Genomic DNA, 15,337 nt, shown 5'->3' with positions numbered 1-15,337 from the left:
CGGATCCTTGAGGCGGGCTATGGCCGGAGAACGGCACCAGCGGAGCAGGTGCCATCCTGAGAGATTCGAGCCGCTCCCGCTGGCAGCCCGGCACCTTCTCATCGAGATCGCGAACTCCCTGCCGCATCAACAGTAGAAGCTGCGCCGAGAGCGCACGGTCGGATGGTTACCAGGCGCGATCACGCAAGGCGTTCAGCACCATCACTCCCGAAGCCAGCGGCCACTCCAAGACAGCGCTACCAAGCCCCCTCGCCCTCCACTCGGCTTCGGCCAGAGCGCACAGACCCAGCGTCCAGTCCCGGGCCGCCTGGGCAGTTGCCCAAGCGGCCCGTAGATCAGAGGTATGGTCTCCGCCAACCGCGCCAGTGCGTCGCTCACGTAGGTGCGCAGGTAGGACTTCAGCATGACGAAGCCAAGATTCACCGCGGTGCGCTTGCGCTGGGGAGTAGGGTCGGGGTTGTCTTTGCGGAGGTTGGCGGACACCAATGGGGATAATCCGCAGCGGAAGGTCCGGCTGAGCTTCCTCGGGTGACCCCGCGCAGGCCAGAGCGACGGGCAAGGCGCTCTTGCCGGAGTGGCCGAACCTGTGCCGGACCGGGGAGCCGGGTCAGCGCAATCCGGCGAAGAGATCGTTCTCGGGTACGGTCGCGCCGGTGGCGTCCTTGACGCGTACGAAGGTCTCCATGCCCATCAACTCGCCGAACCGCTCCTTGCCCATCTTGAGAAAGAAGATGTTGTCGCCCTGACTGGCGTGCGCGGCCAGGGAGTCGAACTTCTGGTCGCTGAACGCGGTGGTGTCCACCCACGTGGTGATCTCGTCGTCGGGGAGGCCCAGTTCGGCCATCGCGGCGGTCTCGGCAGGGTCGGGCTCCGGCATGTCCGGGTGGAGTTCACGCATGATCTCGCCGAACCGCTGAATCCCCGAGCGGGGCATCGTCGTCCAGTACACCTTCGGTGTCAGCTCGGTCATCTCCAGCGCCGCCATGGTGATGCGGTGGGCCTGGATGTGGTCGGGGTGCCCGTAGAAGCCGTTCTCGTCGTAGGTGACGACCACGTCGGGCCGGTAGTGCCGCATGAGTTCCGCGAGCCGGGCGGCGCCTTTCTCCACGGGGGTCTGCCAGAAGGATCCGGGGGCGTCGTTGCTCGGCCAGCCCGCCATCCCGGAGTCGGCGTAGTCCAGCATTTCCAGATCGCTGATCTTCAGTGCGCCACAGCTCGTCTCGAGTTCCTGACGGCGCATCACGGCGACGGCCGCCGGGTCGTGCCCGGGTTCGCCGGGTTTCACGCCCTCCGGTCCGTCACCGCAACCGCCGTCGGTACACGTCACGAGAACCGTGCGGATCCCTTCCGCCGCATATCGCGCGAGGACCCCTCCGGTGCTGGTGGCCTCGTCGTCGGGGTGGGCGTGCACTGCCATGAGCGTCAAGGGCCGGTCAGTCATGGAAAGTCCTCCTGCGGAAATACGTCGTGGTCCGGGTGCGCGGCGGGCGTACCGCGCTCCCGGGGGCCCGGATCCTGGTGGGGCGGACGGCCTTGCGCCCTCCGTGGCCCCCGCCCACGGCGCCGACCCCTCGGCCGATGCAACCGCTCCAGCCGCACCGGATGTTCCCGGCACGGCCGACAGCCGCGAATGCGCCGTCGCCACGGCGTGAACCTGCAGGTCGTGACCTGGCCTGGCCGGACTCGTGCTGCGGATCTCGCCGCCATTGCCGGGCCGGCGCCACGACCTGACCGCGGCCGCACCCATCGGACCATCCGGAGCTGAGAAGCGCCTTCAAGCGGGCCCGGTTCGGCAGGCAGGTCGCCGCTCCAACCGGCCGCAGCGTAGCGGCCGGTGCAGGCCCCCGTCCTGACTCCCCGTCAACTGCGCCCTCTATGATCATTTTGGCGTGTGACGCGACCGCGTAGGAGGAGCTTCCTGTCGGCTTGATGGCCCTTTCGTTTGTCAACGCGCCGCTTGCTGAGCGCAGTTGACAGGGTCCGTGTGCCGCGTTGTGCACGTGCGGCCTTCCGGGCACGGAAGGAGGGCTCTGTGCGACTCTCCCGACCTTTGAGGAGCGGTACATGGACATCGGTGTCTTCATCCCCATCGGCAACAACGGCTGGCTCATATCGAAGAGCTCTCCGCAGTACATGCCGACATTCGAGCTGAACAAGGCTGTGGTGCAGAAGGCCGAGGAGCACGGGCTGGACTTCGCCCTGTCGATGATCAAGCTCAAGGGGTTCGGCGGCGAGACGGAGTTCTGGGATCACTGCGCCGAATCGTTCACGATGATGGCGGGCCTGGCTGCCGTGACCGACCGGATCAAGCTGTACGCCTCCACGCCGATCCTCGCGCTGCCGCCGGCGATCGTCGCGCGCATGGCGGCCACGGTCGACTCCATCGCCCCCGGACGGTTCGGCGTCAACATCGTCACCGGCTGGGCCCCGGGGGAGTACACGCAGATGGGTCTGTGGCCCGGGGACGAACACTTCGGCAACCGCTACGCCCGGGCCGCCGAGTACGTCACCGTGATGAAGGAACTCTGGAGCGAGGGCGTCAGCGACTTCAAGGGCGACTTCTACGAGATGGACGACTGCGTCCTGTCCCCCCGGCCCGCGAGCGGCCACATCGATATCGTCGCCGCCGGTCAGAGCAGCACCGGCATGGCCTTCGCCGCCGAACACGCCGACTACAACTTCGTTCTGGGCAGCGGCGTCAACACCCCGCTGGCGGTCACCGACACCACCGTCGCGCTCGCGGACGCGGCGCGGGCGACCGGCCGCGACGTCGGAGCGATGACACTTTTCATGCTCATCGCCGATGAGACCGACGAGGCGGCGCACGCCAAGTGGCAGGCGTACCACGACGACGCCGACCTCGCGGCGCTCGGTTACATGGCGGAGGAGACGGCCGCGGACGCGACGGACGACGAGTCGGCCACCGCGCGGACCATCTCGCTGCCCGAGGGGGCCGTCAACTTCAACATGGGCACGCTCGTCGGCTCGTACGAGACCGTTGCGAGGATGCTGGACGAGATCGCCGAAGTCCCCGGCACGGAGGGCATCATGCTGGTCTTCGACGACTTCATCGAGGGCGTCGAGAACTTCGGTACGCGGATCCAGCCGCTGATGAAGTCCCGCGCGGAGCGCCAACTGTCCTGAGGGCCTTGCTGCCCGGAGCCGGAGCCGGGGCCAGATCCGGGTCCTGCGCCCGGCCGTTCGGGGCAGGACGGCCCAGCGTGCATCTCCACTTCTGCGGCGATCCGTGGGACAGTCCCGCCGCGCCGACCGGCAGTCGTACCGGGGCTCTGTTCACGCTCGGCTGTTCCATGAAGGGGGACACGATGTTGTCGTTGCGGGAGATCTCGGACCGGCTGGAGATCCAGGACCTCCTGGTCCGCTACTGCCACGCGGTCGACACCCGCCAATGGGACGCTCTCGACGACGTGTTCACCCCGGACGCGCTCATCGACTACACCGCCATGGGCGGCGTGCGCGGGGGCCTGGAGGAGATCAAGGAGTTCCTCGCCTCGGTCCTGGCGGGCTTCCCCGCGTACCAGCACCTGATCGCCAACTCGGCCCTCACCCTGGACGGCGACACGGCGACCGGGCGCACGATGTGCCACAACCCGATGGCGCTGCCGGGCGAGAGCGGCGACGGGAGCGGCGGGATGCTGTACTGCGGGCTGTGGTACCGCGACACCTTCGTCCGCGTCGACGGCGCGTGGCGCATCAAGGAACGCGTAGAGGAGAAGTCCTACATGCACGCCGTCCCGGCGGTCACGGCGCCGGTTCGCCGATGAGTTGAGGGACGAGGCGTTCGGCGCGGCGGGTGCAGCGGGGGCACTCCCAACCGACGTCGGCGCCGCACAGGGTCGCGGCCACCCTGCGTATCTGCTGGGTACGGGTCAGCGCGCCGCGGGCGGCGCGGATGAGCGTCGCGTCGTCGTGCACGGGCCCGTCGCACTGAGCGAACTCGGTCCCGGCCGGGCGGCGCCTCAGGAGCGTGGTCAGAGCGGTGTGCATGGGGTTCTCCTTGCGGGGGAAGCGAACGGCCTTCACCTGCGGAGAGAGCGGAACCCGTCGATCCTTACGCCATTCCGGGAAGGAATTTTCCGTGCGGTCCGCAGCCCCGGCGAAGGGGGCCGTGGGCGGAAGGCCCAGGGTGCAGCGGTACTCTGCGTCGAGTCCGGGAACCGGTGGCCCGGGCACGGACGCAGCGACGGAACCGGCAGAAGCAGATGCAGGTGAGGTATGGAGACCAGGCTCTCGCCCCTCGCGGGCCCGCTACGGCGAGACCCGCGGAACCGGTGACCGGGGAAGCGGTCCACGGCAGGAGCCCGAGGGCGGGACGCCGTGGCTGAGATCGCGCTCACGGCCGCCGGCCTCTACGTCATCATCCTGCTGCGGGCCGGAGGGACGTTCGCCCTCGGATGGCTCGCCGGCGCCGGTGCCCGGCGCAGCCGGCTCGCCGGGCGGATCTCCTCGGCCAAGTTCGCGCGCGCGGAAGGTGCGATCCAGCGGTGGGGGGCGCCGGTGGTGGCGCTCTCCTTCCTGACCGTCGGTTTCCAGACCGCCGCCAACTTCCTCGCGGGCAGCATGCGCATGCCCCTGTCGCGCTACCTGCCCGCGCTGTTCGTGGGCGGAGCGGCCTGGGCCCTGGTGTACGCGACCGCCGGGATCGGCGTACTGAAAATCCTGGCAAGACTGTTCGCCGAGCACACTGCGCTCGGTGTGGCCGCGGTCGCCGTTCTCCTCCTCGCGGCGTGCGCCCTGGTGCTGTACCGGCGCAAGAAGTCCGCGAAGGCCGACCCCGCCACCGCCCCGGCGACCGACGAATCCTGAGAGCCGCGCCCCCTGAACCTCGCGTTCCCCGCGGCAGCGGAGCGCGATGCGGTACGGCCCATCGCCCGCTGTGTGCCCCGGTGTTGGAGTGCCCACCGCGTGACAGGGCGGGCGCGCCGGTCGCATAGGGTTTCGATCATGTCTTTGTCAAAGAATTTCCAGCAAGGCGTCCCGGTCCGGCAGTCCGGCCCGGTGCCGTTCCGGCACAGGAAGAAGACACTGGTGGTGGCCATCGCCGTCGGGATGGCTGTCGCTCTGAGCGGGTGCGGCGGCGGCTCCGGCAAGTCCAAGAGCAAGAGCAAGGACAAGGGCGGCAATTCCTCGGTGTCGAAGGTGCCTTCGGGCGGCAAGGCCTCCTCGAAGCGCCGCGCGGGCAACAAGCCGATGGCGGCGGGCTGGCAGACGCAGACCGCGCGGAAGCACCACTTCCGTTACGACGTGCCCGCCAAGGCCAGGAAGTGGAAGGTCCTCGGCCCGGACATGGCGGCCTCCTACACGGACGGCGCGGGCAAGCCGATCGTCGTCATGACCGGGGCAGCGCACTACCGGGAGGGCGGCTGCGCGTCGAGCCCCAACCCCGAGGCTGTCGGCCAGGCGGGTCAGGGGCAGCTCGCCACGGTCGGTACGACGGGCGGCGGCAAGGACGGCAGCCTCCAGGTGAACGCCCGCAACTGGGCGGGCAATTGGGGCTTCGCCGCGTACGGAGGCCCGGACCACAAGCCCAAGGTCACGGTCAGCCAGGCCAAGCCGTGGAAGCAGGGCGGCATCACCGGTTACACCGCGACCGCCAAGGTCAAGGTCACCCACCGCCCGAGCCCGTGCGTCCCGCCGACCGCGGTCGTGCACAGCATCGCGCAGAAGCTCCCCGACGGGACCATGCACGGCTGGGTGCTCTACGCCGACCAAGGGGTGCCGAAGGCGCTGACGGGTGGCGAGATCAAGAAGGTCATGAAGTCCGTCCGCTCCACGGACAGCTGACGCTCGTTGTGCTCGCTGTGGCCCTCGCCACCGCTCTTGTCGGAGCGGTCGGGGGCGACACGAGGGAGGCGTGGGCAGAGGAGAGCGGGCCGCAGTCCGGCCGGCAGCTGCTGTTCTACAACCACGCCTACGGGGTGCTCGACCGGGTGACCGCCGACGCCGTCGAACACTCCGCCTGTCTGCGGGACTTCGCCAACTTCCAGGTCCGCACCACGACCGGCGCGGACGGGCGGACGTGGACCGGACGCTACCTGCTGGGCCGCGAGACGTACCTCGAACTGTTCGGGGTGGGGGATCTGCCCGGCCAGGACGGCGCTCCCGGCGCCGCCGGGACGGGGATCTCGACGGAGCGCGCAGCAACACCGAACCCGCAGCCCACCCCGGAGACGTCGGCCGCGAGCGCTATCTGTCCGACGACTACCGGCACCGGCTGATGCGTGACGTGACGTCCGTCCGGCTCGGGGTCACCGCGCGGGACCTCGCCAACACGGTGCCTCTACTGCGGGCCGGCGGGTTCGCCGTCCGGACGGAGGGCGACGGGGGAGTCGTGGCCCGGCGTGGCGGTACCGCGCTCCGGTTCGACGCCGTCCCCCGTGACAAGGCGGGGCTGCGACAGGTCACGTTCTCCCTCAACCGGCCTGTGAAGCAGCGGCACGAGGAGCGGATCGGCCGGTCCTCCCTCGTCGTCGGCCCCGGCGCCCGCGCCGTATGGACCTTCGGCGACGCCAAGTAGCGGACGCGGCAGGGGAAGTACGGCAGTCCCGCCGCACGGCAGCCCCGCGACGATCGGCCCGTGCCCCGTTTTGAGCAGCATTCCGAGGGCCACCCGGGTACCGGGCCGGATCGAACGGTCCCGGCCGTATCCGGGACGCAGGGCCGGATCCTCTCTTCCGGTGACCCCTCTTCTCGTGGCTCTTGGTCCGGACACACGGGCCTCGGTGACCTTCGGGACTGTGACTGTTCAGCCGGCTGCACAGAACTCCATTTGCCTTCTGTTCGATTACGTTGGCAGGGGCCGAAAAACCGGAACAGGACCCACCTCAAGCACGCCTTGACAAGGAATGGGTGCGAGCTCACAGTGGGCGCTACGTACAACGCAACGGGATGCGTTCTCTGCGCATTTCGATGAATCCCTCCGAACAATCACGACGACGCGCCCTGCGGGCGTAATTCGTCCTGCCCAAACGATCGGCCGGCTGCTCGCGGACGCGGGCAGCCGCCGGTATACGCGGAAGAATTCCACGCCGTCTCCGGGGCGTCGAAGAAGGGGGCAGTGTCCCAGGTCAGGTCCGTGCAATTCCCGCCCGCGAGAGCAAGTGCCTATCAGTGACCGAAAGGGTGAGTGCCAAATGACGCAAATTGCTGTCGAGACGCCGTTGCAGGTCCTTGAGCATGAACCTTTTTTGCAGGTTACGTGGCGCGACTCCCAGACCTCCGCTCGCGGGTTCGTCGTGATCGACCAGCTGGTGACGGGTATCGCCACCGGGGGTCTCCGTATGCGGCCGGGATGCACGCTCGACGAGGTCGGTGAACTCGCCCGGGAGATGACCCTGAAGATGGGCGCGTTCGGAATTCACGTCGGCGGCGCCAAGGGCGGCATCGACTTCGACTCCGCGGATCCGCGTGCGGAAGAAGTACGGGAGCGGTTCCTGCAGGGGGTCCGTCCGCTGCTCGAGCGCTTCTGGGTGACCGCGGGCGACCTCGGCACGCAGCAGGAGCAGCTCGACCGTGCCTTCGAACGGGCCGGTCTCGGCGACACCTCCTTCCACGCCGCCGTGGTCCGTTCCCCGGTCGAGGCCGATGTGCGCGACCGCATCCGGCAGGCCTTCGCCACCCGTACGGAGGGCCTCAAGCTGTCGGAGCTGGTGGGCGGTTACGGCGTGGCGGAGGCCGCGCTGGCGGCGCTGGAGCACCGCGGCCTGCCCGCCACGACTTCCCGGGCCGTCGTCCAGGGCTTCGGCGCGATGGGCGGTTCCACGGCGCTGTACCTCGCCCGTGCGGGCGTGAAGATCGTCGGGATCACGGACGCCCGGGGCCTCATCCTCAACACGTCGCGGGGCCTCGACGTGGAGCGGCTGCTGGCCGCGCGTACGCCCGCGGGTGTCATCGACCGTTCCGCGCTGCGCGAGGACGACGTGGAGCGCCCCGGCGACTGCTGGCTGGACCAGGATGTCGACGTCCTGGTGCCGGCTGCCGTCTCGTACGCGATCACCGCGGACAACTGCGACCGGATCCGCGGCAAGCTCGTGGTGGAGGCGGCGAACGTGCCCACCACCCCCGAGGCCGAACAGCGCCTGCTGGACCGGGGGATCACGGTGGTGCCCGACTTCATCGCCAACACCGGTGCCGCCGCCGGGGCCTGGTGGGTCATCCTCGGTGAAGTGGTCAGCCCGGCCGGTGCGTGCAGCCGGCTCTCCGCGCAGATCCGTCCGCTCGTCGGCGATCTGATGTATCAGTCCGACGCCACGGGGGTGTCGATGCGGACCGCGGGTGTGCGCTTCGCGAAGGAGAACTCGCAGCGCATGGTCAGCGAGTACGGCGGTCCTGTGGCGTTCCGTGACCTGTACGCCGGTCCGCTGGAGGAAGAGCAGCCGGCCGTCGAGGCGGCGGACTGGTATCCGAGCGCCCCGGAGACCACCGAAGCCCTGACCCACTCGCCGGAGGGCGCCTTCCCGGTGCTGACGGATCTGGGTGAGGCGCCGCCGGAGACAGGCCGGCAGCCTGCTGCCGCCGCCTACCCGGTGTACGGCACGGGACCGGCCGATCAGGCCGCCGGTCTGACCTGAGTCCTGAGCACCATCACGCACACGAGTACGTGCCCCGCGGCCGGTTCCGGCTGCGGGGCACGTCGTGCGTGGTGCCGAGTGCCGTGCGCAGTACGGCAGTTGACGGCGGGGCGCGGCCTCCGGTCCGCGGGGCGGGGCCGTGTGACAGAGCAAACCAGTAGAAGGGTTAACATATGAGCGCCGTCTAGCTCGAAAGATACTCCTGTGACTGTCAACGAAGACTCGTTCACCAACTGGAAGCACCGCGAGGAGATCGCGGAATCGATGATCCCGATCATCGGGAAGCTGCACCGCGAGCGGGACGTCACCGTCCTGCTGCACAGCCGCTCCTTGGTGAACAAGTCGGTGGTCAGCCTCCTGAAGACCCACCGATTCGCCCGCCAGATAGCCGGCGAGGAGCTCTCGGTCACCGAGACGCTGCCGTTCCTGCAGGCTCTCGCCGCCCTCGACCTCGGCCCCTCCCAGATCGACATCGGTCTGCTCGCCGAGGCCCACCGGGCCGACGACCGCGGCCTGTCGGTGGGGGAGTTCACCGCCGAAGCCGTCGCCGGCGCCACGGGCGACCACAAGATCGAGCGCCGTGAGGGGCGTGACGTCGTCCTCTACGGGTTCGGCCGCATCGGCCGGCTCGTCGCCCGGCTGCTCATCGAGAAGGCCGGCTCCGGCAACGGCCTGCGGCTGCGTGCCATCGTCGTCCGCGGGGGAGGGGAGCGGGCCGCCGAGGACATGGTGAAGCGCGCCTCGCTGCTGCGCCGCGACTCCATCCACGGCCAGTTCCAGGGCACGATCACCGTCGACGAGGCGAACAACAAGATCATCGCCAATGGCAACGAGATCCAGATGATCTATGCCAACGACCCCTCGGAGGTCGACTACACGGCGTACGGCATCAAGGACGCCATCCTCATCGACAACACCGGCAAGTGGCGCGACCGCGAGGGCCTGTCGAAGCACCTGCGCCCCGGCGTCGAGAAGGTCGTCCTGACCGCGCCGGGCAAGGGCGATGTCCCGAACATCGTGCACGGCGTCAACCACGACATGATCAAGCCCGACGAGCAGATCCTGTCCTGCGCCTCCTGCACCACCAACGCGATCGTCCCGCCGCTGAAGGCGATGGCGGACGAGTACGGCGTGACGCGCGGTCACGTGGAGACCGTCCACTCGTTCACCAACGACCAGAACCTGCTGGACAATTACCACAAGTCCGAGCGCCGTGGCCGCTCGGCGCCGCTCAACATGGTCATCACGGAGACCGGTGCGGCCTCCGCCGTGGCCAAGGCGCTGCCCGACCTCGAGGCGAAGATCACCGGCAGCTCGATCCGGGTCCCGGTGCCGGACGTCTCGATCGCGATCCTCAACCTGCAGCTGGAGCGCGAGACCACCCGCGAGGACGTCCTCGAGCACCTCCGCGACGTCTCGCTGACCTCGCCGCTCAAGCGTCAGATCGACTTCACCAGCGCCCCCGACGCGGTCTCCAACGACTTCATCGGCTCGCGCCACGCCTCGATCGTCGACGCGGGCGCCACCAAGGTCGAGGGCGACAACGCGATCCTCTACCTCTGGTACGACAACGAGTTCGGCTACTCCTGCCAGGTCGTCCGCGTCGTCCAGCACGTCTCCGGCGTGGAGTACCCGACGTACCCGGCTCCGGTGGCCTGACCCCGGCGCGACCGACAGATACGCCCCCACCTTCGGTCAGGGGTGGGGGCGTGTCCGCTGGTTCCGCGGCCGCCGGTGTCACCGGCGGCCGCGCACGTACGTCAGGAGCCGGACTGGCTCTCGCGTGCCGCCTTCTTCTCCTTGAGGCGCACGGCTTCCTTGCGGACCTCGGCCTGGGTGGCGCGCTCCTGCTGGAGCCACTCGGGGTTCTCCTGCTTCAGCGCGTCGATCTGCTCCGTGGTGAGCGGCTCGGTGACTCCGCCGCGGGCGAGGCCCGAGATGGAGACGCCCAGCTTCGACGCGACCACCGGACGCGGGTGCGGGCCGTCGCGCCGCAGCTCGCGCAGCCACTCCGGCGGATCGGTCTGGAGCGCGTTCAGTTCGGCCCGCGAAACGACACCCTCCTGGAACTCTGCGGGGGTGGCTTCGAGGTACACCTCCAGCTTCTTCGCCGCGGTGGCGGGCTTCATCGTCTGGGAGGTCTGGTGCGACGTCATGTGTCAAGGGTATCGATCGTGTGCGGTGGCTCTGACCACGGCCGGTAACCTGGCGGCGTGACTGGCTCGGAAGAATCCCCTTCGTTCCGGCTCGCCTATGTCCCGGGAGTGACGCCCACCAAGTGGGTGCGGATCTGGAACGAGCGGCTGCCCGGCGTCCCCCTGTATCTCGTCCCGGCGACCGCCGCCGAAGCGGCCGGTGTGCTGCGGGACGGCGGCGCCGACGCCGGGTTCGTACGGCTGCCGGTCGACCGGACGGTGTTCAGCGCCATTCCCCTCTACACCGAGACGACCGTGGTCGTGGTCCCGAAGGATCACGTGATCACGGCGGTCGACGAGGTGACCACCGAGGACCTGGCGGACGAGACCGTGCTCCATCCGCTCGACGACACGCTGGGCTGGGAGGACGGTCCGCCGGGGGAGCCCGCTTTCCAGCGTCCCGAGACGACGGGTGACGCGATCGAGCTGGTGGCGGCGGGCATCGGAGTGCTGGTCGTCCCCAAGTCGATCGCCCGGCTGCACCACCGCAAGGACCTCACCTTCCGGCCGGTCACGGACGCGCCCGAGTCGAGCGTCGCGCTGGCGTGGCGGCAGGACGCGACCACCGACATGGTCGAGGACTTCATCGGCATCGTCCGCGGGCGCACCGTCAACAGCACGCGCGGCCGCACACAGCCGCAGGACAAGCAGGACGGCGGCAAAAAGGTCGGCGGTAAAACAGCTGGCGGTAAGCCGGCCAAGGGCGGTTCGCAGGGCGGCGGGGGCAAGCAGGCGAAGGGCGCGCAGGCGCAGGGCAAGCGCCCCGGAAAGCCCGCGGCCGGCAAGCCTGCCGGCAAGGGCGCGCGGGGCGGTTCCGGCGGGCCGAAGGGCGGCAAGCCCGCCCAGCGGGGCAAGCCCCGCCGCCGCCCGTAACCCCGGCCCGTACGTCACTCCGGCCCGTACGTCACTCCGGGCGCGGGCCCGGAGCGGCCCGCGCCCGGAGCGCGGTCAGACAGCGGGCCCGGCCGTCAGCCTGTGATCCAGTCGTACGTCCGCTGCGCGTCGAACTCCGCCTGCCCGCCCGGGAACACCAGCCCCGCGGAGGCGAAGGCCGGATCGTCCACCGTGGCCGGTACGTACGGCACCGCGACGCAGCGCATCCCGGCACGCCGGGCTGCCTCCGCGCCGGGCGGGGCGTCCTCCAGGACCGCGCAGTCCGCGGGCGCCGCGCCGAGCTGCCGCGCCGCCTCCAGGAAGACGTCCGGCTCGGGCTTGCCCCGGCCGACGTCCTCGGCGGACACATGGGTGGTGAGCAGGCCGTCCAGCCCGGTGCCCGAGAGCACCGCCTCGATGGCGGCGCGGGACGAGCCGGAGGCGACCGCCATCCGGTGCCCCGTCGCGTACAGCCTCTCCACCAACTTGCGCATCTCCGGGAATACTTCGGTCGACGTCCGCGCTAGCTCCAGATAGCTGCGGTTCTTCTCCTCCAGCAACTGGCCGACAGAGACGTCGATGCCCCGCTCCCGCCGCAGGGTCTCCAGGGTTTCCCTGGTGCCGATCCCGATGAAGCGGGTGTGGTCCTCCCATGTGAAACCGGTGTCGCCGTGCAGGGCGAGCACGCGGCGCGCCGCCTCGTAGTAGTTGGGCTCGCTGTCGACGAGCGTGCCGTCCAGATCGAAGATCACCGCGGTGGAGGGGGAGTGGCTCATGGCGTCAAGGGTGCCAAGGGGCCGGGAGGATTTGGCCGCCGGGGCCCGGGGATGTTTTCCTCTGGCTGTATCACTATGCGGACAGGAGTGGTGGAGCAACAGGTGAAGCGCGATCCCGGGGACCGCCCCGTTCTGCTGAGTCCGGCAGTGTTCCGCCGGGTTCTCGTGGTCCCCGACCCGGGACGTCTGCGGCTGCGAACCGCCACCCGCGCCGTCCTCGGCATCGGACTCGCGGTCGCCGTCACGGCATCCGCCGGCTTCCACCTCGACGCGGTGATCACCGCGGGACTCGTGGCGCTGCTGGCCCTGTTCACCGTGAACGACTCCACCGTGCGCGGACAGGCCGTCACCACCGCGCTGTTCCCCGCTGCCGGGTTCTCCTCGCTCGCCGTCGCCGCCGTGCTGCACGATGTCGCGCCGGCCCGGGACGCCGCGTTCCTCGCCGTCGTCTTCTGCGGTGCGTACGCCCGGCGCTGGGGACCGCGCGGACAGGCGCTCGGGATCTTCGCATTCATGAACTTCTTCGCCGCGCAGTTCCTGCACAGCGTCCCGGCCCAGCTGCCGCTGCTGTTCGGCGCGTCGCTCGTGGCGCTGGCGGCGGCAGCGTTCGTGCGCTTCGCCCTGTGGCCCATCGAGCGCCGTACGCCGCCGCCCGCGCAGCCCGCCCCGCCGACCGCGCGCGGACTGCGCCGGCCCACCACGCGGCTGGCCTGCCAGGTGACCGCCGCCTGCGCCGTCGCCCTGGCGGCAGGACAGCTGCTGTCCCTGGACCGCTGGTACTGGGCGGTCGGCGCCGCCTGGTGGATCTTCGTGAACACCGCCTCCCGGGGCGAGACCCTGGTCCGCGGCTTCCGCCGGGTGCTGGGCACAGTCGCCGGCATCGCGGTCGGACTGCTGGTCGCCGTGCCGCTGGACGGTGCCGTGACGCCGACGGCCGCGATCGTTGCCGTGTGCGTCTTCGGCATCTTCTACACCGCGCCCGTGTCGTACAGCTGGATGATGTTCTTCGTGACCGTGATGGTCGGCGTGCTGTACGGGCTGCTGGGCGTACTGCACGCCGGTCTGCTCGGGCTGCGATTCCAGGAGACCGCCGTCGGCGCGCTCGGAGCCGTCCTGGCCGTCGCGCTGGTCCTGCCGGTCACCACCCACGAGGCGACCGACGCCTGGATCCGGCGCGCCGTGCGCTGCGTGCACGCCTGTACGCAGGAGGCCGCGCGGCGGCTCGCCGGAGACGTCAGCGCCGACCCCGCGCGGCGGATCGGCGAGCTCGAACTGCTGCTGGGCCGCGTGCGGATGACCCTCGCGCCGCTCGTCCACCCGCTCAACCCGCTGACCGCCAGGAAGGCCCGCGCCCGGCAGGTGCTGGCGCTGCTCGACGACTGCGCCCGCCAGGTCCGCGGGCTCGCCGAGGTCGCCGCCGACCCGCAGGCCTCCCACGACGCCCGGCTCACCGCCGCCTGCGAACGCGTGGAGGCCGCCGTACACCAGCTGGTGTCGCCCGGCCGCGGCCGTACGGAGGCACGGGCCGCCGCGGCCGTGGAGACGCCGTACGCACCGGACGGGCAGCACACCGCGCACGAGCGGGCGCTGGCCCATCTGCACGGCCTGGAGGCCGCGTTGGGCGAGCTGGCGGCGCCCGTCCACAGCGAACCGCGCGCCCCGCTGACCGCCGCCTGAGGGGCGCGCCGCCGGGAGGGCGCTGCTAACGTCGCGCGGGACCAACCGGCCCGGCGAAGGGACGTACCGCGGTGAGTGAGAGCGGACAGCACGAACGGGGAGCCTGGATCGGCTCGTTCACGTCGGCGGGGGGACGCGGCGTCACCACCGCGTCCGTCGACCCGGCCACCGGCGCGCTCTCGCCGCGGCACCACACGGAGTCGGCCGTGCCCGACCCGTCGTTCCTCGCGCTGCACGACGGCTTCCTCTACGCGGTCAGCGAGACCGAGGACGGTGCCGCCGCGGCGTTCTCCCTCGACGACGGCGGACGCCCGGCCCTGCTGGGCGCGCCCGTGCCGGTCCACGGCTCCGCGCCCACCCATCTGGCGCTCGCGGGCGGCCGGCTGTTCACCGCCAACTACACGTCGGGCAACGTCTCCTCGCTGCCCGTACGCGCCGACGGGAGCCTCGGTACGCAGGTGGCCTCGCACCAGCACGAGGGCAGCGGGCCCGACAAGGAGCGGCAGGAGGGCCCGCACGCCCACTCCGTGGTGCCCGCCCCCTCCGGCCGCTGGCTGCTCTCGGCCGACCTGGGCACCGACTCCGTGTGGGTGTACGCGCTGACGGGCGGCGGACAGGAGCTGCGGCCCCACCGCGAGGTACGGCTCGCCGCCGGTTCGGGGCCGCGCCATCTGGTGTTCCACCCGCGCGGCCACCGGGTGTACGTCGTGAACGAGCTGAACTCGACCGTGACGACGTGCCGTTGGGACGACGAATCGGGGGCGCTGGAGCCGGCGGGGGAGACGTCCACACTGCCGCCGGGTGAACCGGCCGAGGCCAACTACCCGTCCGGCATCGCGCTGTCCGGCGACGGCCGCTTCCTCTGGACGGCCAACCGCGGCCACGACAGCGTGGCGGCCTTCGCCCTGTCCCCCGCGGACGGGAAAACCGCGGACGGGCAGCCGGAGTTCGTGGACGCCGTGTCCTGCGGCGGGCACTGGCCGCGCGCGCTCACGCTGCACCCCACGGGCCGCCGGCTGTACGCGGCCAACGAACGCTCGGGCGACGTCACCTGGTTCGACGTCGACAGGGCGACAGGCGTGCCGCGCCGGGCGGGCTCCGTGGAGGCGCCCGCGGCCTCCTGCGTCGTGTTCCGCTGACCGTACGGCAGGGGCCGGTGCGGCTGCCGGACAGTGCGCGTACGACAGCGCGGAGGGGCGGCAGCCGGCGGACAGCCGGGCACCGC

13 protein-coding genes and 1 pseudogene are annotated in these 15,337 nt (G+C 70.6%); 10 read left to right on the top strand and 4 right to left on the bottom strand.

All coding sequences use genetic code 11. The features are described from left to right. Positions 1 to 607 precede the first annotated feature (607 nt). Positions 608 to 1,441: a PIG-L family deacetylase gene (locus AC3AGO_RS05880; RefSeq protein ID WP_487819046.1), complete on the bottom strand. Its 834-nt coding sequence runs from the start codon at positions 1,439 to 1,441 to the stop codon at positions 608 to 610. Positions 1,442 to 2,064: 623 nt separating this feature from the next. Here AC3AGO_RS05880 and rutA point away from each other — a divergent pair. Further along, positions 2,065 to 3,144, top strand: a complete 1,080-nt coding sequence (rutA, locus tag AC3AGO_RS05875; protein WP_487819045.1) for a pyrimidine utilization protein A — start codon at positions 2,065 to 2,067, stop codon at positions 3,142 to 3,144. A 77-nt stretch (positions 3,145 to 3,221) separates the two neighbouring features. Next, entirely contained in the window at positions 3,222 to 3,785 is a 564-nt protein-coding gene (locus AC3AGO_RS05870) for a nuclear transport factor 2 family protein (RefSeq protein WP_487819044.1), read from the top strand. On the opposite strand, the gene AC3AGO_RS05865 is transcribed toward AC3AGO_RS05870, so the two are convergent. After that, the gene (locus AC3AGO_RS05865) at positions 3,763 to 4,008 is read right to left on the bottom strand and encodes a hypothetical protein (RefSeq protein WP_487819043.1); all 246 of its coding nucleotides are present in this window, start codon (positions 4,006 to 4,008) and stop codon (positions 3,763 to 3,765) included. The genes AC3AGO_RS05870 and AC3AGO_RS05865 overlap by 23 nt on opposite strands. Positions 4,009 to 4,338: 330 nt before the next feature. Here AC3AGO_RS05865 and AC3AGO_RS05860 point away from each other — a divergent pair, with 330 nt between their 5' ends. The 5 genes and pseudogenes from AC3AGO_RS05860 to AC3AGO_RS05840 all read left to right on the top strand — a co-directional run bounded on the left by AC3AGO_RS05860 (position 4,339) and on the right by AC3AGO_RS05840 (position 10,250). Further along, positions 4,339 to 4,827 (top strand): DedA family protein, encoded by a 489-nt coding sequence (locus tag AC3AGO_RS05860; RefSeq protein WP_487819042.1) that lies wholly within the window; start codon positions 4,339 to 4,341, stop codon positions 4,825 to 4,827. 138 nt (positions 4,828 to 4,965) lie between these two features. Further along, a complete protein-coding gene (locus AC3AGO_RS05855; protein ID WP_487819041.1) occupies positions 4,966 to 5,805 on the top strand; it encodes a DUF8017 domain-containing protein in 840 nt (279 codons plus the stop codon). Next, positions 5,802 to 6,538: pseudogene (locus AC3AGO_RS05850) on the top strand (DUF5829 family protein). Before AC3AGO_RS05855 ends, AC3AGO_RS05850 begins: the two are co-directional and overlap by 4 nt. Before the next feature lie 328 nt (positions 6,539 to 6,866). After that, a complete protein-coding gene (locus AC3AGO_RS05845; protein WP_487819040.1) occupies positions 6,867 to 8,591 on the top strand; it encodes a Glu/Leu/Phe/Val dehydrogenase dimerization domain-containing protein in 1,725 nt (574 codons plus the stop codon). Between the two features lie 204 nt (positions 8,592 to 8,795). Beyond that, positions 8,796 to 10,250, top strand: a complete 1,455-nt coding sequence (locus tag AC3AGO_RS05840) for a glyceraldehyde-3-phosphate dehydrogenase (protein ID WP_487819039.1) — start codon at positions 8,796 to 8,798, stop codon at positions 10,248 to 10,250. A gap of 101 nt (positions 10,251 to 10,351) precedes the next feature. On the opposite strand, the gene AC3AGO_RS05835 is transcribed toward AC3AGO_RS05840, so the two are convergent. Next, the gene (locus AC3AGO_RS05835) at positions 10,352 to 10,747 is read right to left on the bottom strand and encodes a DUF5997 family protein (protein WP_487819038.1); all 396 of its coding nucleotides are present in this window, start codon (positions 10,745 to 10,747) and stop codon (positions 10,352 to 10,354) included. Between the two features lie 57 nt (positions 10,748 to 10,804). On the opposite strand from AC3AGO_RS05835, the gene AC3AGO_RS05830 reads away from it, so the two are divergent. After that, positions 10,805 to 11,659: a LysR family substrate-binding domain-containing protein gene (locus tag AC3AGO_RS05830; protein ID WP_487819037.1), complete on the top strand. Its 855-nt coding sequence runs from the start codon at positions 10,805 to 10,807 to the stop codon at positions 11,657 to 11,659. A gap of 95 nt (positions 11,660 to 11,754) precedes the next feature. Here AC3AGO_RS05830 and AC3AGO_RS05825 read toward each other — a convergent pair whose 3' ends face one another. After that, a complete protein-coding gene (locus tag AC3AGO_RS05825; RefSeq protein WP_487819036.1) occupies positions 11,755 to 12,435 on the bottom strand; it encodes an HAD family hydrolase in 681 nt (226 codons plus the stop codon). 147 nt (positions 12,436 to 12,582) lie between these two features. On the opposite strand from AC3AGO_RS05825, the gene AC3AGO_RS05820 reads away from it, so the two are divergent. Further along, positions 12,583 to 14,112, top strand: a complete 1,530-nt coding sequence (locus AC3AGO_RS05820) for an FUSC family protein (protein WP_487824548.1) — start codon at positions 12,583 to 12,585, stop codon at positions 14,110 to 14,112. Positions 14,113 to 14,183: 71 nt separating this feature from the next. Further along, positions 14,184 to 15,251, top strand: coding sequence for a lactonase family protein (locus AC3AGO_RS05815; RefSeq protein ID WP_487819035.1), 1,068 nt, complete (start codon positions 14,184 to 14,186; stop codon positions 15,249 to 15,251). The last annotated feature ends 86 nt before the right edge of the window (positions 15,252 to 15,337 follow it).

It is taken from the genome of Streptomyces sp. BL1, from assembly GCF_057628045.1.
This window is presented reverse-complemented; position numbering and strand designations above follow the sequence as displayed.

Excerpts from the sequence above, each read along its gene's own strand:
- AC3AGO_RS05880 (WP_487819046.1), bottom strand. The coding sequence starts at position 1,441 with ATGACTGACCGGCCCTTGACGCTCATGGCAGTGCACGCCCACCCCGAC.
- rutA (WP_487819045.1), top strand. The coding sequence starts at position 2,065 with ATGGACATCGGTGTCTTCATCCCCATCGGCAACAACGGCTGGCTCATA.
- AC3AGO_RS05865 (WP_487819043.1), bottom strand. The coding sequence starts at position 4,008 with ATGCACACCGCTCTGACCACGCTCCTGAGGCGCCGCCCGGCCGGGACC.
- AC3AGO_RS05855 (WP_487819041.1), top strand. The coding sequence starts at position 4,966 with ATGTCTTTGTCAAAGAATTTCCAGCAAGGCGTCCCGGTCCGGCAGTCC.
- AC3AGO_RS05845 (WP_487819040.1), top strand. The coding sequence starts at position 6,867 with ATGGGTGCGAGCTCACAGTGGGCGCTACGTACAACGCAACGGGATGCG.
- AC3AGO_RS05835 (WP_487819038.1), bottom strand. The coding sequence starts at position 10,747 with ATGACGTCGCACCAGACCTCCCAGACGATGAAGCCCGCCACCGCGGCG.
- AC3AGO_RS05825 (WP_487819036.1), bottom strand. The coding sequence starts at position 12,435 with ATGAGCCACTCCCCCTCCACCGCGGTGATCTTCGATCTGGACGGCACG.